Source organism: Streptomyces sp. NRRL S-118 (assembly GCF_000716335.1).
GTDB lineage: Bacteria > Actinomycetota > Actinomycetes > Streptomycetales > Streptomycetaceae > Streptomyces.
In genome coordinates, this window is the sequence record NZ_KL591011.1 from 92,740 (window position 1) to 115,546 (window position 22,807).

Annotated in this window: 23 protein-coding genes; 10 read left to right on the forward strand and 13 right to left on the reverse strand. The window is 73.7% G+C overall.

From position 1 onward, the window contains the following. Nucleotides 1-38 precede the first annotated feature (38 nt). From IH00_RS0120095 to IH00_RS0120120, 6 genes are all read left to right on the forward strand, one after another. Nucleotides 39-1,310, forward strand: coding sequence for a serine-threonine protein kinase (locus IH00_RS0120095; RefSeq protein ID WP_234334899.1), 1,272 nt, complete (start codon nt 39-41; stop codon nt 1,308-1,310). 301 nt (nt 1,311-1,611) lie between these two features. Further along, a complete protein-coding gene (locus tag IH00_RS0120100) occupies nt 1,612-2,235 on the forward strand; it encodes a hypothetical protein (protein WP_031075506.1) in 624 nt (207 codons plus the stop codon). Between the two features lie 115 nt (nt 2,236-2,350). Then, on the forward strand, nt 2,351-3,067 hold the full coding sequence (locus tag IH00_RS0120105) for a 3-keto-5-aminohexanoate cleavage protein (RefSeq protein ID WP_031075507.1): 717 nt from the start codon (nt 2,351-2,353) through the stop codon (nt 3,065-3,067). 140 nt (nt 3,068-3,207) lie between these two features. Beyond that, nucleotides 3,208-4,275, forward strand: a complete 1,068-nt coding sequence (locus IH00_RS0120110) for an RNA ligase (ATP) (protein WP_031075509.1) — start codon at nt 3,208-3,210, stop codon at nt 4,273-4,275. A gap of 103 nt (nt 4,276-4,378) precedes the next feature. Continuing rightward, nucleotides 4,379-4,801, forward strand: a complete 423-nt coding sequence (locus tag IH00_RS0120115; protein ID WP_031075510.1) for an Hsp20/alpha crystallin family protein — start codon at nt 4,379-4,381, stop codon at nt 4,799-4,801. A gap of 98 nt (nt 4,802-4,899) precedes the next feature. Next, nucleotides 4,900-5,304, forward strand: a complete 405-nt coding sequence (locus IH00_RS0120120; protein ID WP_031075512.1) for a DUF2267 domain-containing protein — start codon at nt 4,900-4,902, stop codon at nt 5,302-5,304. On the opposite strand, the gene soxR is transcribed toward IH00_RS0120120, so the two are convergent. Beyond that, on the reverse strand, nt 5,259-5,780 hold the full coding sequence (gene soxR, locus IH00_RS0120125) for a redox-sensitive transcriptional activator SoxR (RefSeq protein ID WP_052411516.1): 522 nt from the start codon (nt 5,778-5,780) through the stop codon (nt 5,259-5,261). The genes IH00_RS0120120 and soxR overlap by 46 nt on opposite strands. A gap of 103 nt (nt 5,781-5,883) precedes the next feature. On the opposite strand from soxR, the gene IH00_RS0120130 reads away from it, so the two are divergent. Further along, a complete protein-coding gene (locus IH00_RS0120130; RefSeq protein WP_031075516.1) occupies nt 5,884-6,345 on the forward strand; it encodes a MaoC family dehydratase in 462 nt (153 codons plus the stop codon). A gap of 104 nt (nt 6,346-6,449) precedes the next feature. Here the strand turns inward: IH00_RS0120130 and IH00_RS0120135 are convergent, their stop codons facing one another. The 3 genes from IH00_RS0120135 to IH00_RS0120145 form a co-directional block, all read right to left on the reverse strand. After that, nucleotides 6,450-7,076, reverse strand: a complete 627-nt coding sequence (locus tag IH00_RS0120135; RefSeq protein WP_031075518.1) for a TetR/AcrR family transcriptional regulator — start codon at nt 7,074-7,076, stop codon at nt 6,450-6,452. A 70-nt stretch (nt 7,077-7,146) separates the two neighbouring features. Then, nucleotides 7,147-7,434 (reverse strand): YiaA/YiaB family inner membrane protein, encoded by a 288-nt coding sequence (locus IH00_RS0120140; RefSeq protein WP_031075520.1) that lies wholly within the window; start codon nt 7,432-7,434, stop codon nt 7,147-7,149. 93 nt (nt 7,435-7,527) lie between these two features. Beyond that, complete coding sequence (locus IH00_RS0120145; RefSeq protein WP_031075521.1) at nt 7,528-8,679, reverse strand: acyl-CoA dehydrogenase family protein; 1,152 nt, start codon at nt 8,677-8,679, stop codon at nt 7,528-7,530. 65 nt (nt 8,680-8,744) lie between these two features. On the opposite strand from IH00_RS0120145, the gene IH00_RS0120150 reads away from it, so the two are divergent. The 3 genes from IH00_RS0120150 to IH00_RS0120160 all read left to right on the forward strand — a co-directional run bounded on the left by IH00_RS0120150 (nt 8,745) and on the right by IH00_RS0120160 (nt 11,258). Continuing rightward, nucleotides 8,745-9,431 carry a TetR/AcrR family transcriptional regulator gene (locus IH00_RS0120150; protein WP_039947233.1) on the forward strand — a complete coding sequence of 229 codons (687 nt, stop codon included), beginning with the start codon at nt 8,745-8,747 and terminating at the stop codon, nt 9,429-9,431. Nucleotides 9,432-9,577: 146 nt separating this feature from the next. Next, the gene (locus IH00_RS0120155; RefSeq protein ID WP_031075526.1) at nt 9,578-10,279 is read left to right on the forward strand and encodes an ArsR/SmtB family transcription factor; all 702 of its coding nucleotides are present in this window, start codon (nt 9,578-9,580) and stop codon (nt 10,277-10,279) included. Nucleotides 10,280-10,364: 85 nt separating this feature from the next. Then, entirely contained in the window at nt 10,365-11,258 is an 894-nt protein-coding gene (locus IH00_RS0120160; RefSeq protein WP_078887857.1) for a DMT family transporter, read from the forward strand. Here the strand turns inward: IH00_RS0120160 and IH00_RS0120165 are convergent. From IH00_RS0120165 to IH00_RS45465, 9 genes are all read right to left on the reverse strand, one after another. Then, complete coding sequence (locus IH00_RS0120165; protein ID WP_031075529.1) at nt 11,224-12,543, reverse strand: MFS transporter; 1,320 nt, start codon at nt 12,541-12,543, stop codon at nt 11,224-11,226. The genes IH00_RS0120160 and IH00_RS0120165 overlap by 35 nt on opposite strands. A gap of 291 nt (nt 12,544-12,834) precedes the next feature. Next, nucleotides 12,835-13,932 (reverse strand): zinc-binding dehydrogenase, encoded by a 1,098-nt coding sequence (locus IH00_RS0120170; protein ID WP_031075531.1) that lies wholly within the window; start codon nt 13,930-13,932, stop codon nt 12,835-12,837. Nucleotides 13,933-14,062: 130 nt separating this feature from the next. Continuing rightward, a complete protein-coding gene (locus tag IH00_RS0120175) occupies nt 14,063-15,460 on the reverse strand; it encodes an aldehyde dehydrogenase family protein (RefSeq protein WP_031075533.1) in 1,398 nt (465 codons plus the stop codon). 99 nt (nt 15,461-15,559) lie between these two features. Then, the gene (locus IH00_RS0120180; RefSeq protein ID WP_234334900.1) at nt 15,560-16,087 is read right to left on the reverse strand and encodes a DUF3574 domain-containing protein; all 528 of its coding nucleotides are present in this window, start codon (nt 16,085-16,087) and stop codon (nt 15,560-15,562) included. A 1-nt stretch (nt 16,088) separates the two neighbouring features. Continuing rightward, the gene (locus tag IH00_RS0120185; RefSeq protein ID WP_031075536.1) at nt 16,089-17,495 is read right to left on the reverse strand and encodes a CitMHS family transporter; all 1,407 of its coding nucleotides are present in this window, start codon (nt 17,493-17,495) and stop codon (nt 16,089-16,091) included. A gap of 123 nt (nt 17,496-17,618) precedes the next feature. After that, on the reverse strand, nt 17,619-19,829 hold the full coding sequence (locus tag IH00_RS0120190) for a molybdopterin oxidoreductase family protein (RefSeq protein WP_031075539.1): 2,211 nt from the start codon (nt 19,827-19,829) through the stop codon (nt 17,619-17,621). A 156-nt stretch (nt 19,830-19,985) separates the two neighbouring features. After that, on the reverse strand, nt 19,986-20,771 hold the full coding sequence (locus tag IH00_RS0120195) for a TetR/AcrR family transcriptional regulator (protein WP_031075540.1): 786 nt from the start codon (nt 20,769-20,771) through the stop codon (nt 19,986-19,988). A 33-nt stretch (nt 20,772-20,804) separates the two neighbouring features. Then, nucleotides 20,805-22,088, reverse strand: coding sequence for a hypothetical protein (locus IH00_RS0120200; RefSeq protein ID WP_234334901.1), 1,284 nt, complete (start codon nt 22,086-22,088; stop codon nt 20,805-20,807). After that, the gene (locus IH00_RS45465; protein WP_420710892.1) at nt 22,085-22,282 is read right to left on the reverse strand and encodes a hypothetical protein; all 198 of its coding nucleotides are present in this window, start codon (nt 22,280-22,282) and stop codon (nt 22,085-22,087) included. The genes IH00_RS0120200 and IH00_RS45465 overlap by 4 nt, the downstream gene beginning before the upstream one ends. Nucleotides 22,283-22,807: the final 525 nt, after the last annotated feature.

The window sequence follows — 22,807 nt, forward strand, 5'->3', positions numbered from 1 at the left end:
GCTGGGCGGGCAGTGGTCCTCGGAGCGGAGGGGCGGGCATGAGCGGGATGAGTGTCAGGCCGTACCAGGAGATCACCTTCGACAAGGACGGCGACGCGAACGGCGCGCAGCGGGACGCTCTCCTGCGGCTGGACGTCACCGATCTGGTGATGTTCGCCCACGGGTGGAACAGTTCCCGTGCCGTGTCCACGCGGCTGTTCTCGCGCTTCTTCGCGCCGTTCCCCGCACTGGTGGGCCGCTCGCCGGGGGTGCGGCTCGGGTACGCGGGCATCGTCTGGCCGTCGCTGAGGTTCGCCGACGAGCCGGTTCCCGACTTCGGCGAAGGGGTGCTGCCGGCACCGCCGGCGGGCCCGGAGCTGGAGGAGGAGACGCGGCGCGCCCTGGTCGAGGTCTTCCCGGGCCGGGAGGCGGAGATGGCGCGGATCGCCGCCCTGCTGGGCGAACAGCCCGAGACGCGGGCGGCGTTCGACGAGTTCGGCGAGCTGGTGCGCCGGCTGGTGGCGGAGGAGGAAGGAGCTCCCGCCTTCGTGGGGGACCTGGGGGACGAGGGACCGCCGGCGTTCCTGCGGGAGGACGTGGTCTCGGTGTGCGCCGACTTCACCGCCGCCTTGGACGGGGCGCGTCAGCCGCTCTTCATCGGCGGCGGTTTCAAGCACCTGTGGAAGGGCGCCAAGGAGGTGCTGCGACAGGCCGCGTACTGGGCGATGAAGCGGCGGTCGGGCGTCGTCGGCGAGCGGGGGCTCGGCCCGCTGCTGGGCGGACTGGCGCGGTCGTCCCCCGGTGTCCGGGTCCATCTGGTCGGGCACAGCCAGGGGGCGCGACTGGTGTCGTTCGCGTTGCGCGGTCTTCCCGCAGGCGTGCGGAACGTGGCGTCGGTGACGCTGCTGCAGGGCGCCTTCTCGCACTTCGCGTTCGCGTCGCGGCTGCCGCACGGGCTGCGGGGCGGCGGGGCCCTGGACGGGATGCACCGGCGGGTCGACGGTCCCGTGGTGGCCTGCTATTCGCGCCACGACACCGCCCTGTCGGTGCTGTACCCCCTCGCGTCCCGGGCGGCCGGTGACGACCGGGGCGTGCTCCGCGGGGACGGACGGTGGTGCGCGATGGGTTTCGACGGCATCCAGGCGGTGGACGACACGCCCGATCTGCCCCTGGACGCGGTCCTGTCGCGCGGCCTGCCCGGAGCCGGGTGCGTGAACGTCGACGCGGCGTCGGTGGTGCGGCGCGGCGGACCGCCGGCGGGAGCCCACAGCGACATCTGCCATCAGGAGCTCGCGCGGGTGGTGCTCGCCGCCGGCCGGATCGGGCGGTGAGTTCCGGGCCGGGCACCGGCGGCACGCGTACGCCGCAACGGTGATGACGTTTCTCGGACTTCCGCGCGCCGGCCGCCGTGACCGCCCCGGGCCGCACGCCCGGGCCGGTGGGCCCGCCGCCGTCGAGCGTCAACAAGCTGAGGAGCCCTCACCCTGAAGGGTCGTCAGGGAGACCGTGACGGCGACATTTCACGCCAGATCCACCGATGAGGGGTCCCCTCCGTTTTTCGATGGAGCCGGAACGGGCACTCGTACGTCCATTCATCGACGCCGAAGTACCAGCGACGGAGGTGGCAGTGCGATGGCCGGTTTCCGAAGTCTTGCCAGACAGGTACGTGATCCGGAGTGCGACCTGGCCCTGCGGCGGTATTCGCTGCGCAAGTGCCTGGAGCGGTTCGCCCCTTACGGGCACCGGGCGACCTGGGACCATCTGTGCACGAGGCACAGGTTCGGGCCCGAGGACCGGGAGCCGGATCCGGCGCGGCTGGTGGCCGCGCTCGACGAGGTGGAGGAGGCGCGGAGCGTCTGGCTCGCGTACGAGGAGGAGTTCGCGGAGCGCCGCAAGCGCGAGAAGCACGACGGGCTGCGCCGGCCCGGCTGGATCGACGACTGGCACCGGCGCACCTGGGGCGGCAACGGCATCGCCCGCTGCGACGACCCGTCGCTGCACCCCTCGCTGCCGCTGGCCGAGGCGCTGCGCCGGCTGATCACCGCGCTGGAGTCGGAGCCCGGGCACACCTGCCCGGTCTGCGCCGGGGACGGCATCGTGTGGCGGCCCGAGCTGAACGGGGAGCCGTGGTTCGGACCGGTCTGCACGGACTGCGGGATCGTCGTGCCGCAGGCCGTGCTGGCACCCGACGCGCTGGCGGCTGCCAAGCGGCGGATGCGGCTGCAGCCGCGCAGGGAACTCGTGTCGGTGGCGTGAGAGGGCACGCGGCAACGCGGGTACGGGGCGCGGGGGCGGGCGACGGTGTCGGCACGCCCCCGCCGCCGCTGCCGGTGACGGCGCTGACGCCGGTGCCGGAGGGGAGCATCGGAGCGTGATCCAGGTCTGCCTCAACGGCCGCCGCGGACCGGGCGAGTCCGCCGTCGTGCCCCTGTCTCCGGAGGCCCTGGCCGGGTCCGCGGCCCGGGCCGTGGCGGCGGGGGCGGCCGATGTGCACGTGCACCCCAGGACGCCGTGCGGGGAGGACACGCTGTCGCCGCGTGTCGTGGCCGGCGTCCTCACGGCGCTGCGGGACGCCGTGACCGTTCCGGTCGGGGTGACCACCGGGGCGTGGGCCGAACCCGACCCGGCCCGCCGTGTGGAGCGGGTGCGGTCGTGGACGGTGCTGCCCGATCACGCCTCGGTCAACTGGCACGAGCCGGGCGCCGAGGAGGTCGCGGCGGCGCTGCTGGAGCGCGGGGTGGGCGTGGAGGCGGGCGTGTGGTCGGGCACGGACGGAGCGCGCCGCTTCCTGGCCTCGCCGCTGGCGTCCCGGGTGACGCGCGTGCTGGCCGAGGTGACGGACCCCGGCCCTTCGACCGCGGAGGCGACCGCCCGGGCCCTGCTGACGCAGCTCGGGGACGCCCGGGGCGTACCGGTGCTGCTGCACGGCGAGGACGGCGGCGCGTGGCCGGTCGCCCGGCTGGCGGTACAGCTGGGCCTGGACACCCGGATCGGCCTGGAGGACACGCTGTACCTGCCGGACGGCAGGCCCGCGCGGTCCAACGCGCAGCTCGTGGCGGCCGTTTCGGCCCTCCGTGACGGTTCCTGACGGGGGCTCCGCCGCGGGCCGGCGCCGCCCGGTGCCCGGCGAAGGGAGCGACGCTACCAAGGGCGAAATGCGGTGGGCCAGCGGATTCCGGGGCGGGAGAGTGGGGCCGATGACCAGCCCACCCTGAGGGAGAAACCGCCATGTCGACGCTGCGCGTCACCGCCGAACTGCTGACCGTCCACGACCATCCGAACGCCGACGCCCTGGAGCTCGCCCAGGTGGGCCTGTACCGGGCCGTCGTCGCCAAGGGTGCCTACCGCAGCGGCGACGCCGCCGTGTACATCCCGGAGCAGGCCGTCCTGCCGCCGGCGCTCGTGGCGGAGCTGGGGCTGACCGGTCGCCTTGCGGGCAAGGCGTCCGACCGGGTCAAGGCGGTGCGGCTGCGCGGGGAGCTGTCGCAGGGCATCGTGTGCCGGCCGCGTGCGCTGGCCGGCGTGGACCTGGTGCGGGCCGCGGAGGAGGGGACGGACTTCGCGGAGCTGCTCGGCATCACCAAGTGGGTGGCGCCGGTGCCGACCACGATGAACGGCGACGTGGAGCCGGCGCCCGGCCTGCTGCCGTGGGTCGACATCGAGAACATCCAGCGGTATCCGCAGATCTTCGAGCCCGGCGAGCCGGTGGTGCTGACGGAGAAGGTGCACGGCACCGCCTGCCTGCTGACCCACCTCGCGGGGGACGGGCGGGTGCACGTCTCGTCGAAGGGCTTCGGGGCGAAGAACCTGGCGCTCAAGGAGGACCCGCGCAACCTGTACTGGCGGGCCGTCCGGAGCCACGGCGTACCGGAGGTCGCCGCGCGCCTCGCCGCGCGGCTGGGCGCCACCCGGGTCGGGATCTTCGGCGAGGTGTACGGCGCGGGGGTCCAGGACCTGGCGTACGGCGCGAACGGCCGCAGCGAGGAGCTGGGGTACGCCGTCTTCGACGTGTCGGCCGAGATCGACGGCCGGGTCCGCTGGCTGGACGCGGCGGAGGTGCTCGGCGATGAGCTGCCGCTGGTGCCGCGCCTGTACGCGGGGCCGTACGACATAGCGACGGTGCTGGAGCTGGCGAGCGGGCGGGAGACGGTCTCCGGGCGGGCGCTGCACCTGCGCGAGGGCGTGGTGATCCGGTCGGCGGTCGAGCGGTACAGCCCGGTGGTGGGCGGGCGGGCGATCGCGAAGGCCGTGAGCCCCGCCTACCTCACGCGGAAGGGCGGCACCGAGTTCGAGTGAGCTTTCTTGAGTCTCCTCTTGTCAACTCGGGGGCCGGAGAGTTATAGAAGAAGAGCAACGGTCAGCACCATCCAAGGACAGCGACACAGAGGAGGGACCGATGATGCTGATGCGTACCGACCCCTTCCGTGAGCTCGACCGGCTCACCGAGCGCCTGCTGGGGACCACCGCGCACCCCGCGGCCATGCCGATGGACGCCTTCCGCGAGGGGGACACCTTCGTCGTGCAGCTCGACCTGCCCGGCGTCACGCCGGAGAGCATCGACCTGGACGTCGAGCGGAACGTGCTCACCGTCAGGGCCGAGCGCCGCACGACTCCCGCGGAGGGCGCCGAGATGGTGATCGCGGAGCGGCCGGCGGGCACGTTCAGCCGTCAGCTGTTCCTCGGCGAGACCCTGGACACCGAGCGCATCGAGGCCGCCTACGACATGGGTGTCCTGACGCTGCGGATCCCGGTCGCCGAGCAGGCGAAGCCGCGCAAGATCGCCATCAGCGGCGGCAGCGACCGCCGGCAGATCAGCGGCTGAACCGCCCGCCGTCGCACCGCACGAGGGCGGGGCCCCGCCGCCCCGCCCCGTGCGCCGCCCCCGCTCCCGTCCACCGGTCGAAAGGCTCGGGAAGAACGATGCGCATGCAGTGGGACACGTTCCTGGCCGCGGTGCAGGAGCGTGGCGAATACCCGTCACGGCGGGAGGCCGACCGGGCCGCCCGCGTCATCCTCGCCCTGCTGGGCGCCCATCTCGTCGGCAACGAGCGGGCCGAGCTGGCCGCCGGGCTGCCGGAGACCTGCGCCCTGGTGCTGCTCAACCCGCTGACCGCGGCGGAGCCCCTCAGCCCGGAGCGCTTCGTGCGGGCCACCGCCGCGTGGATCGAGGGCGCCACCGAGGAGACCGCCCAGTGGGACGTCGGCGCCGTGCTGAGCGTCGTGGCCGACTCGGCGGACGAGGACCTGATGCGCCGGGTCCTGCTCCAGCTCCCCCCGGGCTACGACATGCTCTTCGGACGGCCCGGCATGTCCGAGCCGTCCTGAGCCCCGCCCTCCTTCGGGCGGCAGCGCTCGGGCATGAGGCGGGACCCCGCCATGCGCTCGCCGAAGACGTCGTCCGGGTTGGACAGCACGCACGTCTCCAGCGACAGGCACCCGCATCCGATGCAGTCGCTGAGGTGGTCGCGCAGCCGGCTCAACTGCTTGATCCGCTCGTCGAGTTCCGAGCGCCAGGTCACGGAGAGGCGCGCCCAGTCCTCCCGGGTGGGCGTGCGCTCCTCGGGCAGCTCCGCGAGCGCCTCGCGGATGGTGGCGAGCGGGATGCCGACGCGCTGCGCCGCGCGGACGAAGGCGACCCGGCGCAGCGCGTCCCTGCCGTACCGGCGCTGGTTCCCGCTGGTGCGCCGGCTGCTGATCAGGCCCTTGGACTCGTAGAAGTGCAGGGCGGACACGGCAGCGCCGCTGCGCGCGGACAGCTGGCCGACCGTGAGCTCGTGGATCTTCTCTGGAATCTTCGGCACCCGTCGAACCCTACTGGGCGCGTTGCCGCCGTCCGTTGACAGGAGGGCTCCCGCCCACCATGCTGAGCAAGCGCTTAGACATCAGGATGCAGGGAGCTGGGACATGGCAGAGCCGAGGGTCTTCACATCCGCCGAGGAGCTGCGCGCCGCGGTCGGCGAGCAGCTGGGCCACAGCGACTGGCTGGAGGTGGACCAGAAGCGGATCGACCTGTTCGCCGAAGCCACGGGCGACCACCAGTGGATCCACGTGGACCCGGAGCGGGCCGCCACGGGACCGTTCGGGACCACCATCGCGCACGGGTATCTCACATTGTCGCTGCTGCCCCTGTTCGTGCCGCAGATCATCCGGGTCGAGGGCATGAAGATGGGCGTCAACTACGGCACGAACAAGGTCCGCTTCCCCTCCCCCGTCCCGGTCGGCTCGCGACTGCGCGCGACCGCGGCGCTCAAGGGGGTCGAGGACGCGGGCGGGGGCGTCCAGGTGACCGCCGTGGTCACGGTGGAGCGCGAGGGCGGCGAGAAGCCGGCGTGCGTGGCCGAGTCGGTGTCGCGCTACTACTTCTGATCCCGCCGGAGCCCCCGCGCCCGGACCGTGACCGCTTTACCCGGCGCCGGAGCCCCGTGCCGGGGTCGGGACCGGGCGCCGGGGCCGGGCCCGGGCGTGGGGTCTCAGACCCGGGCGCCCACCATGCGCAGCACGAGGTCGGCGTAGAGCGCGCCGACCTCGTCGGGCGTCCGGCGCCCCTCGGTGTTGAACCAGCGGGCGACGTCGATGCAGAGCGAGAGCACGGCCAGCGTGGTGCCGGACACGTCCGGCACGTCGAACTCGCCCGCCGCGACGCCCTCGTTGATGATGCGGCGCACCGCGGCGTCGCTCCTGCGGCGAAGCTCGAAGATCTCCTCGCGGTGCTCCTCGCTGAGCGAGTCGAGCTCGTACTGGACCACGCGCGCGGTGGTGCGCCGCCCGGCATGCCACCGGACGAAGGAGCGCACGGCGTCGGCGAGGCGCTCGGCTGCGGTGCCGGGGCCGTTCGCCGCGACCTCCAGTATGGCGAGGGCCTTGTCGTGACCGATGCGGCTGATCCGGTGGAGCAGCTCTTCCTTGGTCTTGTAGTGGATGTAGAGCGCCGCCGGGCTCATCCCGGCGCGGCCCGCGATGTCACGGGTCGTGGTGGCGTGGTAGCCGCGCTCGGCGAAGGCCTCGACGGCGGCGACCAGCAGCCGCCGGGCCGCGTCGGGGGTCACCTCGTCCCACGGCGTGTCCTCGCCGCGAGCCCTCTCCTCCGCCGTACTCATCGTTCGCCCCTTCCGCAGGCCACAGGACGAACACCATACCCCGACGGTGAGCAAGCGCTTAGGGGCAGCCTCAGAGCTTCTGGAACGGGTCATGCTCGGCGAGCAGCTTCTCCAGCCGGGCCTGGTCGACCCGGCTGACGATCTGCCCGGCCTCCTGCCGGTCGCGGACGACCTTGGCGAGCGTGAAGGCGGAGGTCGTGAGGTACAGGACCGCGATGCCCAGGAAGGCGCGCACCCAGGCGTCCGTCTCCAGGTTGAAGATGCCCAGGGCGACCGCGCCGAGGGCGATGGCGAAGGAGGCCACGGCCTGGCCGTAGTAGGCGGCCGTGTTCTGCTGCTTGACCGGTGTGTCACTCATGCCGGACAGGATGCGACGGCTGTGGCGCGGACCACACCCGTCCCGGTACTCAGACACGTACTCAGACCTGGCTCGGACCTGGCCCGGACCGGCTCAGAACGCGGAGACACCCGTCAGCGCGCGGCCGATGATGAGCTTCTGGATCTGGCTGGTGCCTTCGTAGAGGGTCATCACGCGCGCGTCGCGCAGCAGTTTGCCGACCGGGTACTCGTCGATGTAGCCGTACCCGCCGAAGACCTGGAGCGCGTTGTTCGCGGCGCGCACGGCAGCCTCGGAGGCGTACAGCTTCGCCGTGGAGGCGGCCGTGGCGAACTCCTCGCCGCGGTCGATGAGGTCGGCGACGCGCCACGTCAGCAGCCGCGCCGCGTCCACGTCGACGGATATGTCGCTGATCAGTTCCTGGACGAGCTGGTACGAGGCGATCGGCTTGCCGAACTGCTCGCGCTCGCCCGCGTACCGCACGGCCGCGTCCAGCGCGGCCTGCGCGATGCCGACGCACCCCGCGGCGACCGACATGCGGCCCTTGGCGAGCGCGGACATGGCGATGGAGAAACCCTTGCCCTCCGGGCCCAGGAGGGCGGAGGCGGGCACCCGGACGTCCTCCAGGACCAGTTCGGCGGTGGCCTGGCCGCGCAGGCCGAGCTTGCCGTGGATGGCGCGGCGCGTCAGACCCGGCGTACCGGTGGGCACCAGGAAGGCGGAGACACCGCGGTGGCCCGGCGCGTCGCCGGTGCGCGCGAAGAGGAGCACCACATCGGCCCAGGTGCCGTTGGTGATGAACATCTTGGTGCCGTTGATCACGTAGTCGTCGCCGTCGCGCACCGCACGCGTGGTGAGGTTCCCGGCGTCCGAGCCGGTGCCGGGCTCGGTGAGGCCGAAACAGCCGAGGGCGTCGCCGGCGGTGAGCCGGGGCAGCCAGCGGCGCTTCTGCTCCTCGCTGCCCCAGGCGGCGACGGTCTTGGTGACAAGGCCGAGCGAGACGGAGACGATGCCGCGCACCGACGAGTCGCCCCGCCCCAGCTCCTCGGTGACCAGGCAGTACGCGAGGTGGTCGCCGCCGGAGCCGCCGTACTCCTCGGGGATGGTCAGACCGAGGAAGCCGACCTCGCCGAGCTTCTTCACGATCGACCTGTCGACGCTCTCGGCGCGGTCCCAGTCGACGACGTGCGGGGCGATCTCACGCCGGACGAAGTCCTCGGCGAGCTGCCGTACGGCCGTCTGCTCCTCGCTCAGCTCCAGGTTCATGGTGCGGCACCCACCCTTTAACTATCACTGCTAGTTTCTTTTCGGCAGGCCCTACTATGTGCCGCATGGCCCGACCGCGCAAGCCCCTCCTCAGCCGAGACCGCATCGTCACCACGGCGGCGGCGCTCGTGGACGCGGAAGGACTGGAGGCGGTCTCGACGCGCCGTCTCGCCGCCGAGCTGGGCGTCAGCGGACCCTCCCTCTACAACCACTTCCGCACCAAGGACGAGATCCTGGACGCGGTCGCCGACTCGGTGAGCGCCCAGGTCGACCTGTCGATGTTCGACGAGGGCGACGGCCGCGACTGGCGTACGGCGCTGCACGACTGGGCCCTCTCGTACCGGGCCGCGCTGACCGAACACCCCAACGTCGTCCCGGTCCTCGCCCGCGGCCCCGGCCGCCGCCCGGCGGGCCTGCGCGTCGCCGACGCGGTCTTCGGCGCGATGGTCCGCGCCGGCTGGCCCCCGGCCCAGGCCACCCGCATCGGCGCGCTGATGCGCTACTTCATCACCGGTTCGGCGCTCGGATCGTTCGCGCGCGGCTTCGTCGACGACGAGGCGGCCTACGACCCGGCGGACTACCCCCACCTGGGCCAGGCCCACCTGCTGGCCGAGCGCCAGGAGGAGGTCGACGAGGGCGCCTTCGAGACGGGACTGCGGGCCCTCCTGGACGGACTGGCGATGCAGTACGAGACGGGGGTACGGGGTGCATGGGCGGCGAGGCAGCCCTCGTCGGACGGGTCCTGGCCCTAGGAGCCGCCGGCCCGGCGTGATCGGCGAGACCCCCTGACGGCGCCGGCGGCCGGGGACGCGGAACGCCGTACGGGCTCCGTCCGGGCGCACCCGGCGGCGACCACGGTTCGGCCCGTGCCGAACAGCGGGTGCGCCATCCTGGGGGCATGGCTCCCCGAGACCTCGCCGCGCTGGCCGCGCTGTTCGCCGACGAAACCCGTGCCGCCTTCTGCCTGGCGCTGCTCGACGGGCGGGCCTGGACGGCGGGTGAACTGGCCCGCCACTCGCGCGTGGCGGCGTCCACGGCGAGCGAGCACCTGGGGCGGCTCGTGGCGGGCGGCGTGCTGGCGGAGGAGCGGCAGGGCCGCCACCGGTACGTCCGGCTGGCCGACGAGCGGGTCGCCCACCTCGTGGAGGACCTGGCCGCCCACGCCGCCCCGGGGCGGGCCGGCGAGCCGCCGCGGTCGCTGCGAGCGGCGAGCGCGGGCAGCGCCATGGCGCGCGGGCGCACCTGCTACGACCATCTCGCCGGGAGACTCGGGATCCTCATCACGGAGGCGATGACCCTCCGCGGACTGCTGCGGCAGGACACCGGGTTCGCGCTCACGGACGACGGCGTGGGCTGGTTCGGCGCGCTGGGCATCGAGCTCGCGCCCCGGTCGGGGCGGCGGCCGGTGGCCCGCGGCTGCCTGGACTGGACCGAGCGGAAGCCGCACCTCGCCGGGGCCGCGGGGGCCGCCCTGTGCCGGCACGCGCTGGCCGAGGGCTGGTGCGTACGGATCGGCTCCGAGCGCGCCGTGAAGGTGACGGCGGACGGGGAACGGGAGCTGCACGCGCTGCTCGGCATCGAGCCGGCGACCTTGCGGTGATCGCCGAACCGTCCCGCCCTTACGGTCGGCACATGACCTCCTCCCCTCCCCGGTTCCTCCCCCTCGTCGCGGCCGAGTCTCCGTCGTGCTGTGGGCCTCCGCCTTCGTGGCGATCCGCAGCGCCGGCAGTGCCTACTCCCCCGGCGCGCTCGCCCTGGGCCGGTTGCTGGCCGGCTCCCTCGCCCTGGGCTGCGTCCTGCTGCTGCGCGGAGAAGGCCTGCCGGCGCGGGCGGCGTGGCCCGGCATCGCGGTGTCCGGTCTGCTCTGGTTCGGCGTCTACATGGTGGTGCTCAACTGGGGCGAGCAGGAGGTCGACGCGGGTACCGCCGCGATGATCGTGAACGTCGGGCCCGTCCTGGTCGCGCTGCTCGGCGCCCGGGTGCTGGGCGAGGCGCTGCCGCCGCGCCTGCTGGCGGGGATGGCGGTGTCGTTCGCGGGCGCCGTCGCGGTGGGTGTGTCGATGTCGAGCGCGGGCGGCGAGGGCCGCACGTCGGTGCTGGGAGTGCTGCTGTGCCTGCTGGCGGCGGCCGGGTACGCCGCGGGTGTCGTGGGCCAGAAGCCCGCGCTCGCGCACGCGAGCGCGCTCCAGGTGACGGCGTTCGGGTGCCTGGTCGGCACGGTGCTGTGCCTGCCGTTCGCCGGGCAGCTGGTGCACGAGGCGGGCCGCGCACCGCTGCCGGCGACGCTCACCATGGTGTACCTCGGCGTCTTCCCGACGGCGCTGGCGTTCACGACGTGGGCGTACGCCCTGGCCCGTACGACGGCGGGACGGATGGGGGCCACGACGTACGCGGTGCCCGCGCTGGTGGTGCTGATGTCGTGGTTGTTCCTCGATGAGCTGCCGGGCCTGCTGACACTGGCCGGCGGCGCCCTGTGCCTGGCGGGGGTGGCGGTGTCGCGCTCCCGGCCGCCGGTGCGGACCGGGGCCGGGAGCGCGGACGCCGTCAGCGGGAGGCCGCCCGTCGAGCAAGGATCCTGATGGAGATCAGGGCGACGACGGCGAGAACGACGATGTAGGCGGAGACGGCCATCGACGTGCCGGTGGCCTCCAGGAGCAGCACCATCACGAAGGGAGCCAGGCCGCCGCCCAGCACCGCGGCGATCTGGTAGCCGAGCGAGGCTCCGGTGTAGCGCATCTCCGCCGTGAACAGTTCGGCGAACAGCGCCGCCTGCGGTCCGTACATGATGCTGAGGAAGCAGCTCGTGACGAAGGTGCCGACGGCGAGCCACAGCAGCGAGGCGGTGTCGATGAGCAGGAACATCGGCACCGCCCACACGAGCAGTCCGACCGCGCCCAGCGCGTAGATGCGCAGTCGTCCGATGCGGTCGGACAGGGCCGCCGCGGCCGGTATCAGCACGAGCTGGGTGAGGCTCACGCACAGGGACACGGCGAGGACCGCGCTGCGCTTCATGTCCAGTTCCCGGGTGGCGTAGTCCAGCACGCCGGTGATGATGATGTAGAAGGTCGCGGTGTTGACCGCGAACGAGCCGCCCGCCAGCAGCACGGTGCCCAGGTGATGGCGCAGGATCGTCCGCAGCGGGGAGCGGGGCTCGCTCTTCTCCTGCTCGGCCAGGGCCCGCTCCGCCTCCTGGAAGGCGGGGGTCTCCTCCACGCGGGTGTGGATGTACCAGGCGAGGCCGAGTACCAGGAAGCCGACCAGGAAGGGCACCCGCCAGCCCCACGCGGCGAACGCGGCGTCGCTGGTGAACGCACCGGCCAGCAGGAAGACGGTGTTGGCGGTGACCACGCCGATCGGTACGCCGAGCTGGACGAGGCTGCCGTACAGGCCGCGCTTGCCCTCGGGGGCGTACTCCGTGGCCATCAGCATGGCCCCGCCCCACTGGGCTCCGACGGCGATGCCCTGCAGGACGCGCAGGAGGACGAGCAGCAGCGGGGCGGCGATGCCGATCGTCGCGTACGTGGGGAGCAGGCCGATGCCGAGGGTGGCGATGCCCATGAGGGTGAGGGCCAGGACCAGCATGGGCTTGCGGCCGCGGCGGTCGCCGAGCTGGCCGGCGATGACGCCGCCCACGGGGCGTGCGAGGAAGCCGACGGCGAAGGTGGCGAAGGCGGCGAGGACCCCGGCCGACGAGCTGCCGGCCGGGAAGTAGAGATCGCCGAGCACGAGGGCGGCGGCGATGCCGAAGACGAAGTAGTCGTACCACTCGACGGCCGAGGCGAGCGCGGCGGCGAGCGCCACTTTCCGGCGGCGGCGGTCGGTGGGTGCGGGGGAGGCGGGAGCGGAAGAGGGTGCCGTGTCCATGCGGTGCACGCTCCGAAGGGTGCGAGGACGAGCGGGGGGACGGTGAACGGGGGGGCGGCGCCTTGATGGACGGGGACCGTACCGACCGGCTGGTATGTCGGTCAACGGGTCGGACGGAAACGTTTCCGCCTCGGCATGACACCTCGGCGCGGCGCGGCGGCACGGCGTGTCGGCACGGAGCCCACGCGCGTCGGCGCGGGCCAGGCGCCGGACGCGGCCCGGCGTGCGGGCAGCACGAGCACCCCGGACGCGAACTGCGGCCGGGGTGCGCGGGGTCAGGAGGTCAGAGGGTCAGGGGGTGTCTCGCCCCTGGAAGACGACCAGGGCGCGGCCGCCCTTGCCCGCGATCATGTTTTCGAAGGCGCCGGGGATGCCGTCCAGCGCGATGCGCTCGGTCACCAGGGCTCCGAGGTCCAGTCGGCCGGCCCTGATGTGCCCGGCGAGGACGGGCAGGTCCTCGGCGGGGTTGGAATTGCCGTAGACGCAGCCGGAGAGGGTGCGGCCCCAGTGGAAGATCTCCAGGGCGTTGAAGGTGACCTGCTGGTCCTTGCCGCCGATGCCGACGACGGTGGTGCGGCCGCCCCGCCGGGTGGACTCCCAGGCGGTACGGATGGTGGCGGCGCGGCCGACGCACTCGACGGCCACGTCGGCGCCGTGCCCCCCGGTGAGCCGGCGGATCTCCTTGGCGGTGGTGTCGGACGCGACGACGTACTCGGTGGCGCCGGCCCGACGCGCCAGCTCCTCCTTCGCGGGCGACACGTCGACGGCGATCACGGTCCCGGCGCCCGCGATCCGGGCCGCCTGGAGGGTGGCCAGGCCCACCCCGCCCACGCCGAACACCACGACCGACTCGCCCGCCCGGACGCGGGCGGAGTGGTGCACGGCGCCCCAGCCCGTGAGGACGGCGCAGCCCAGCAGCGCGGCGTCGGTGAGCGGGACGCCGTCCGGGACGGGCAGCACGCAGTTGGCGGCGACGACGGTCTCCTCGGCGAACGCGGCGACGTTGAGGCCGGGGTGGAGTTCCGTGCCGTCCTCGGTGACGGCGTGGATGTTGCCCGCGCCGGTGAGGGCGTCGGCGCACAGCCACACCTCGCCGAGCGAGCAGGGGTGGCAGGAGCCGCAGGACGGCGCCCAGTTGAGGACGACACCGTCGCCGGCGGCGACGTGCGTCACGCCCTCGCCGACGGCGACGACGGTGCCGGCGCCCTCATGGCCGAGGACGGCGGGCACGGGCACCCTCATGGTGCCGTTGGACAGGGACAGGTCGGAGTGGCAGACACCGGCGGCGGCGAGACGGACTCTCACCTGGCCGGGGCCGGGCTCGGGCAGTTCGATGCCGGTGATCTCCAGCGGAGCACCTACGGCGGGCAGGACGGCGGCGCGGACCACGATCGGTTTCCTTCTCGGCTCGGCAGGACGGGCTCGGCAGGGCGGCCCGGGACGGCGGCTCGGTGGGGCAGGCCCGGCGGGCGGGCCGGGCTCCGCCGGCCCGGGACGGCCGGGCCGGCGGAGAACCGCCTCAGAACTGGAGGGACTTCGTCTGGAGGTACTCGGTGAGGCCGTGCGCCCCGAGCTCGCGCCCGACGCCCGACTGCTTGTAACCGCCGAACGGCGCCAGCGGGTTGAACCGGCCGCCGTTGATGTCGACCTGGCCCGTCTCCATGCGCCGGGCGAAGGCGACGGCCTCCGCTTCGTCGCCGGCCCACACCGCGCCGGCCAGGCCGTACACCGTGCCGTTGGCGATGCGCAGGGCGTCCTCCTCGTCCTCGTACCGCAGGATCGACACGACGGGGCCGAAGATCTCCTCCTGGGCGATGGCCATGCCCGGGGTGACGTCCGCGAAGACGGTCGGCCGGACGTAGAACCCCTTGTCGAGGGGCACGTCCGGGCCGCCGGCGACGATCCGCGCGCCTTCGGCGACACCCTGCTCGATGTAACCGCGCACGCGCTCCTGCTGCTTGGCGTTGACGAGCGGGCCGACGCGCTCGCCGGGGACGTACTTCTCGACGGCCTGCGCCGCGAGGGCGACGGCCTCGTCGTAGCGGTCGCGGTGGACCAGCATCCGGGTCCAGGCGCTGCACGTCTGGCCGGAGTTGGACATGACGTTGGCGATGCCGACGTTCACGGCCTTGGCGAGGTCGGCGCTCGGCAGGATGACGTTGGCGGACTTGCCGCCGAGCTCCAGCGCGACCCGCTTGACCGCGGCGCCGGCGATGGCGCCGATCTTCCGGCCGACGGCCGTCGAGCCGGTGAAGGACACGAGGTCCACGCCGTCGTGCTCGGCGAGCGCCTGGCCGGCCACCGGGCCGAGACCCGTCACCAGGTTGAACACCCCGGCGGGCAGCCCGGCGTCGTGCGCGGCCTCGGCGAAGAGCTGCGCGGTCAGCGGGGTGTCCTCGGCGGGCTTGAGGACGACCGTGCAGCCGGCCGCCAGGGCGGGCGCCACCTTGGCGACGATCTGGTGCAGCGGGTAGTTCCACGGCGTGATGGCGCCGACGACACCGACCGGTTCGAGCAGGACCGTGGAGTTGCCGACCTTCTCCTCGAAGGCGTACGAGGCGGCCAGGTCGGCGTACGTCCCGGCGACCGCGATGGGCAGGCCCACGTGCACGTTCTGCGCCAGCGCCGGCGGGGCGCCGAGCTCCGCCGTGACCGTGCCGGCGATCTCGTCCTTGCGCGCCGCCAGTGCGTCGCGCAGCGCGGCGATCCGGGCCGCGCGCTCGGCGGGCGGCGTGGCGGCCCAGGCCGGGAAGGCCGCGCGGGCGGCCCGGACGGCGGCGTCCACGTCCTCGGCCGTACCGGCCGGGACATGACCGATGAACTGCTCGTCCGCCGGGTTCACCACCTCGATGGTGCCGGCGTCGCCGGCGGCGGGCACCCATGCGCCGCCGATGTACATGCCGTCGTGCGCCTTCATCCGCTTCTCTCCTTCGGGCCTGGCTCCACGGTCGTCCACAGCCCAAACTAGCGGCGATAGTTTTTCTCCACCAGAGGCTGTGGGACCGACCGCATCACATCAGAAGTCGGCCCGGGTCCGCTCGTCCAGCCGTAGTACGGACTCCTGGCCGAAGGCGCGCTCGTAGGCGCTCCTGATCCGCTCGATGTGCGGGTCGCGGGCCTTCGCCTCGCTGGCGGGGTGGAGCAGGACCAGCTCGTAGGAGCGCTCGCGCCGGATCGTGCCGCTCGCGTCGCGCCACTGTCCGCGCCCGTCCTGGACGGTGAGGCCCTCGGGGAAGCGCGGTGCGACCTCGCGGTCGACGAAGGCCATGAACCGCTTGTCGGTGACGTCCGGGCCACCGGCGGGGCGTTCGGTACCGAAGAACAGGCGCGTCTCCGCGTAGGAGCTGCCGCGGTCGGTCCTGCGGCCCAGCGGTACGGCGGCGAACAGCGGCAGCAGCGCGTACACGCCCGCGATGACGCCGATCGCCCGTTCGTCGGCCCCGAGGGAGAGGGCCCGGTACGAAACGGCGGGCCGCGCCATCGACACCGCCCCCTGCGCGAAGCCGAAGGCGATGACGAGGCGCAGCAGCCGGCCCCGGCTCACCTCAGATGATCCCGAGGAGTATCCCGGCGCCGAGCACCACCAGCGAGGTGAGCGCGGCCCACTTCACGGTGAAGCGGGTGTGGTCGCCGAACTCGACCTTCGCCATGCCGACGAGGACGTACACGGCCGGCACCAGCGGGCTGGACATGTGCAGCGCCTGGCCGACCAGCGAGGCGCGGGCGATCTCCAGCGGGGACACCCCGTGCGCGGCCCCGGCCTCGGCGAGGACCGGCAGGACCCCGAAGTAGAAGCCGTCGTTGGACATGAAGTACGTCAGCGGCAGGCTCAGCAGGCCGGTGACGAGCGCCATGTGCGGGCCCATGGCCTCGGGGACGGCCCCCACGAGCCAGTCGGCCATGTGCTCGACCATGCCCGTGCCGGTCAGCACTCCGGTGAAGACGGCGGCGGCGAAGACCATGCCGGAGACGTTGAGGACGTTGTCGGCGTGGGCGGCGATACGGGCCTTCTGGTCCGGCATGTGCGGGAAGTTGACCGTCAGGGCGAGGGCCGCGCCGATCAGGAAGAGCACCGGGATCGGCAGCAGCTCCATGATCATTGCGGCGAGGAGGGCCACCGTGAGGGCCGCGTTGAACCAGTACAGCCGGGGGCGCAGGGTCGGCCGGTCCGGGTCGAGCCCCTGGAAGCCCTCGTGGCCGTCGTCGGCCTGCGGCCCGCCGGCGGCACCGCCGCCCGTGACGGCGTCCGCCCCGGTGTCCGTGCCGGTCCCCGTGCTCGCACCCGCTGCGACCAGCACGGTCTCCGGCTGCGGCTCCATGACCTCGTCCAGGGTGAGGTGGCCGAGCCGCTTGCGCTCGCGCCGGCCGAGCACGTACGCGAGGGCGAGGACGAAGAGGAGACCGGCACCGAGGGCGGGGATCATCGGGACGAAGATGTCTCCGGCGTCCAGCTTCAGCGCGGTGGCGGCGCGGGCGGTGGGGCCGCCCCAGGGGAGGGTGTTCATGACGCCGTTGGCGGTGGCGGCGATGCCCGTCATCACCACCAGGCTCATCTTCAGGCGCTTGTAGAGCGGGTACATCGCCGAGACGGTGATCATGAAGGTGGTGGAGCCGTCGCCGTCGAGCGACACGATCGCCGCCAGCACGGCCGTACCGACCACGACCCGCATCGGGTCGGCCTTGCAGAAGCGCAGGACGCCCCGGACGATCGGGTCGAACAGCCCGACGTCGATCATCACGCCGAAGTAGACGATGGCGAACATCAGCATCGCGGCGGTGGGCGCGAGGTTGCCGACGCCTTCGATGACGTAGTCGCCGAGCTGTGCGCCGTGCCCGACGGCGACGCAGAAGAGGGCGGGGATGAGGACGAGCGCCGCGATCGGCGACATCTTCTTCATCATGATCAGGACCAGGAAGGTCGCGATCATGGCGAAGCCGAGGATTGTCAGCATGGAGGACACCTAACGTTCACCCTTGAACTCCACCGGGGGGAGCGGCGGCCCGGATGACGTTAGGTGCCTCGTTCAGCCGTCAGCAAGATGTCGACGCGTGAGCAATACGAGCAAAACCCCAGGTCATGGCCGGGTCGCCGGGACCGGTGACACGTCGACGGGGAAGCCGTTGAGCACGGCGGTGCCCGAGAGCGGGTCGAGCCGTGACCCGTCGAGGAGCTGGTTGACGTTGACGCCGGGCCGCCCGGCGGCGACCGCCATGCGCGTGCCGGGCCGGTCGTGCCCCCAGCCGTGCGGGAGGCTGACCACTCCCCTGCGCACCGCGTCGGTGACCTCCACCGGTACCTCCAGCTCCCCGCCGTCGGCCTTGATCCGGGCCGGGGCGCCGTCGGCCAGGCCGAGCCGGGCGGCGTCCTCGGGGTGGACCTGGAGCGTGCAGGTGTTGGTCCCGCCGTTGAGGGCGGGGATGTTGTGCAGCCAGCTGTTGTTGGACCGCAGATGGCGGCGGCCCACCAGGACGAGGTTGTCGGTGCCGGCGTCGTCCAGCGTGCGGCGCAGCCGCGGCAGGTCGGCGGCGACCGGTTCCGGAAGCAGCTCGATGCGCCCGCTGCGGGTCTTGAGGACGTGCGGGATGCGGGGCTGCAACGGGCCGAGGTCGATCCCGTGGGGGTGCGCGAGGAGCCGGTCGAGCGTCAGGCCGTACGGGCCGAGGCGCAGCATCATGTCCAGGCGGCGCTCCGGGCCGCTGCGCCCGCCGAGTCCGGCGGCGTACTCCTCGGGGTCCTGGCCGTACGCGGGTGAGTGGGGTTCGGTGACGGCCTTGGCCAGGGTGCGTCCGATGACCATGGCGTCGACGGTGTCCGGGTCGGCGCCGTGCATGCCGGTGGCGGCCAGGATCAGCCGGGCGTGGATCTCGCACTCGTCCATGCGCCCGGGCTCGAGGGGGACGGCCGCGGGCGTGTAGCGGACCTGGTTGCGGACGGCGAAGCCGTTGAACGCGAAGTCGAAGTGGGCGCTCTGGGAGGGCGGCGGCGGGGGCAGGACCACGTCCGCGTGACGGGAGGTCTCGTTGAGGTACGGATCGACGCTCACCATGAAGTCGAGCCCGGCCAGCGCCCGGTCGAGGCGGTCGCCGTCCGGCGCGGAGAGGACCGGGTTGGCGGCGATGGCGACGAGCGCGCGGATGCGGCCGTCGCCGGGTGTCTCGATCTCCTCGGCGAGGGCGGCCAGGGGCAGTTCGCCCTTGGCCTCGGGGTGTCCGGAGACCCGGCTGGCCCAGCGGCCCAGCGCGAAGCCCTTGCCGGGGCCGGGGGGTCGCGGTGCGGGGGCGGTGGCGGAGAGCGGGAAGAGCGCCCCGCCGGGCCGGTCGAGGTTCCCGGTGAGCACGTTGAGGACGTCGACGAGCCAGTTGGTGAGGGTGCCGTGGACGACCGTGCTGCCGCCGATGCGCCCGTACACGGCGGCCGAGGGCGCCGCGGCCAGCTCGCGCGCGAGGGTGCGGATGGTGCCGGCGTCCACGTCGCAGGCGTCGGCCACGGCCTCGGGGGTGAACTCCCGCAGTGCCTCCTCGACGTCCGCGAGGCCCTCGACATGGCCGGCGAGCGTCCCGGGGTCGCTGAGGCCCTCCGTGAGGATGGTGGTGGCGAGGGCGGCCAGCAGCAGCGCGTCGGTACCGGGCCGGATGGCCACGTGCCGGTCGGCGAGGCGGGCCGTACGGGTGCGGCGCGGGTCGACGACGGTGAGGGTGCCGCCGCGTTTGCGCAGGGCCTTGATCCTGCCGGGGAAGTCGGGGGCGGTGCACAGACTGCCGTTGGACTCCAGCGGGTTGGCGCCGAGCATCAGCAGATGGGCCGTGCGGTCCAGGTCGGGGACGGGGATGGCGAACGGGTCGCCGAAGAGCAGCCCGCTGGAGACGTGCTTGGGCATCTGGTCGAGCGTGGATGCGGTGAAGAGGTTGCGGGTGCGCAGGGCGCCGAGGAGCACGGGCGGGTAGAGGGCGCCGGCCATGGTGTGCACGTTCGGGTTGCCGAGGACGACGCCGAGGGCGTTCGGACCGTACTGCCCGAGGAGCGGCGGCAGCCGGCGGGCGATGGTGTCGAACGCCTCGTCCCAGGTCGCTTCCCGCAGCTCGCCGTCCTTGCGGACGAGGGGGGTGCGGAGCCGGTCGGGATCGGCGTCGACCTCGCCGAACGCGGCTCCCTTGGGGCAGATGAAGCCCTGGCTGAACACGTCGTCCCGGTCGCCGCGGGCGCCGGTGACGCGGGTGCCGTCGAGGGTGAGGGTCAGCCCGCAGGTGGCTTCGCAGAGCGGGCAGATGCGCAGGGCGGTGGGCATGGGGCCTCCCGGGACGGCGGCAGCGGCGGTGGGCGCACGAATACCGGCGAGCATACCGACCGGTAGGCATGCTGGCGATGCCCTGCGCGGGGTTCGGTGTCGCCACCGCCCGTGGTGCGGGTGGTGCGGCCTGCAGGTGGGGCCGCCGGACGGGCGTCAGGCGAGGACGGGGGCGAGGTAGGCGTGGAGCAGGGCCCGGGTCTCGGCGACCAGTGCGGGGTCGCCCGAGGGGTGCGTGCGGAAGGCGAGCTGGAGGAGCGCGTCGGTCGCCTCGACGCCGACGAGCACCTTGCGGCGCAGCGCCGTGTCGGGGGTGCGCCCGAGGTGCGTGGCGAGCAGCTCGCAGAGGCGGTCGGCGACGCGGTGGTTGGGATGCCGCTCGCCCGGGTGACCGGGGAACGGGTCGGCGGGCTCCGAGGCCCCGGGGGTCTCACCCGCCACAGAGACACCGGGGCCACCGGGTCCACCGCGACCACCGGGTCCGTCGGACACCCCGGGGTTCTCAGGCCCCTCGGACGCCTCGGGGCCGTCCGAAGCCCCGGGTTCCCCCGGGCTTCCCGCGGGCGCCGGCACCCCGAAGTCGACGAGCCCGAAACCGGGCACGGTCCGCTTCATGGCGAGGTACTCGTCCAGCACGGCGTCGATGGCCGCGTACGCGCCCGGGCGGGGCAGCGCGGCGAGGCGGGCGGCGACGCGCTCGGCGTAACGGTCCAGGTTGCGGTGGGCGAGCGCGGCGGCCATCGCGCGCTTGTTGGAGAAGAAGCGGTAGACGGACCCGATCGGGACGCCGGCGCGGACGGCGACGGCCCGGGTGCTCAGGTCTTCGTAGCCGGTCTCGTCGAGGAGTTCGGCGCACGCGTCGAGGATCCGGGCCAGGCGCTCGGCGCTGCGCTGCTGCACGGGGGTGCGGCGGAGGGAGCTGGGCTGGGGCACGGACTCCATCATGCCCCTCGGCCCACCGCCGCGGGACGTGCGTCACGCGACGAGCAGGCCGATGCCGCCGAGGGTGTACACGATCATCAGCGCGAACAGCGGGAGCTGTCCCACGACGGCGCGGTGCGGCGGGAAGAGGCGGACGGCGCGGTCGTGCGCGGCGACGACACCGAGGACGTGGCCGGTGACGACGGCGCCGATCTGCAGCGCCGCGATCCCGCCGGGGCTCAGGGGCGGAGCGGCCGGAGGGGGATGGTCGACGCCGAGCGCCATGATGACGGTGCGTGGCCCTTCGGTGACGAGAAGTGTGGCGTAGTGGGCGACGAGATAGCCGAGCGCGATGGGGACGAGGGAGTGGGCGAAGGCGCCGAGCGGGTGGGCGAGCGGGCCGGAGAGGAGCCGCGTGGCGCCGGCGCACAGGCAGTAGAGGGTGGCGACGAGGGCGACGGCGGCGACCAGGCCGAGAGTGGCCGTGGCGGTGCGGCCGAGGGGTGAGGTCTGGAGGGTGGTGATCCAGGCGGGGGTGTCGCGGATTCCGTCGTAGGCGGTGGAGCCGAGCAGGACGCAGACGGTGGCGACCAGGCCGGGGGTGGGCGGGGTGGAGTCGAGGCCGTGGAGGGGATGGCGCAGGACGAGCAGGCCGTCGGCGCGGCGGCCGAACGGGGAGAGCCGGGCCAGGAGCGTGGAGTACGCCTCGAAGGGGTCCGCGTGCGTGAACCAGCGCTCGCCGTAGCGGGCGGCGCAGGCGAGGTGGACGACGGTGTGGAGGGTCAGGAAGGCGAGGAGGGAGGCACGGGACGCGGGGTGGGGCGAGGCGAGTTCCAGCCAGGTGAAGGCGAGCAGGCCGGCGGCGGCGGGCCGCATGCCGAGGCGGGGCGGCAGGGGGCGGCCGGCCGCCGGGCGGCGGGGAAGGAGCGCGTGCAGGGCGCGCAGCGGGTTGAGGAGGCGCCAGACGGGTCCGAGGAGGAGGGATGCGGGGAGGAGACCGACCCAGAACAGTACGTGGACGGCGCCGGCGGCGGGGTTGCGAGCGGGGTCGTCGGGGCCGAGGACGAGGTGGAGGACCACGAACAGGCAGGCCGCCGAGCCCAGTCCGCGCAGGGCGGCGCGCAGGGGCCGCGCGCTGGCGGCGCGTTGCACGCAGGCGGGAAGCGCACGGCCCGAGCGGTCACCGCGGAAGCGGGACACCGACCACAGCAGGCCCAGCCCGAGGAAGGAGACGAACAGCGCGGCGAACGCACCGGCGAAGGCGTAGAACGGCGGGACCGGCAGGTCGTGCGTGGATCCCACCCCGTGGGCCAGCGGCAGCGGCGTGAACGGCCTCACCGTACGGCGAGTTGCACGAGGACCAGGCCGGACGCGTGGGTCTCGACCGCGAACAGCCCGGTGCGGTCGGCCGTGAGCGTGAGCGTGGTGGGCCGGCCGGCGGGCAGCGGAGCCTCCTTGTCGTAGCCGTGGACGTGGAGCGTGTCGTCGCGGTCGCTGGTGACGGTGAGGGCGAGGCGCTCACCCCGCTTCACCTCGACCCGGCGCGGGGGCGGCTGTACGGCGCCTCCGGTGACGGTGATGTCCAGCGTCCGGTCGGCACGGGCATCGTCCGCGGGCCCGAGCCCGACCGTGGCCTCGACGGGTCTGCCGCGCACGGCCCAGGCGGTGTGGTCGTCGGCGTGGAGGCGGGCGGTGAGGGTGCGGGCGCCGGGCGGCAGCGCGCTGCCGGGCAGGTGGTGCCAGGGACCGTAGACGCGAGCCACGGGCCGGCCGTCGAGGAGGAGGCGGGCGTGGCCGCGGCCGGGCAGCGCGGCGCCGCCGGCGCTCTGCGGCGTGAAGCGGAAGTCCCGTACGTCGAGGTGGACGTTCCAGCCGTCCTCCGAGTCGCGCCGTGCGGTGAGCCGTATCGCGGGCGCGCCCTGCGGCGGCACCTGTCGCAGCCGGTGCCCGGTCCCGTCCTCCGCGTCCAGCAGCGTGCCCGTGGAGCCGGTCGCCTCCTGGTGGCTGGTGCCGGGCTTGTGGTGGGTGGTGGCGGGGCCGCCGCATCCGGCGACCGT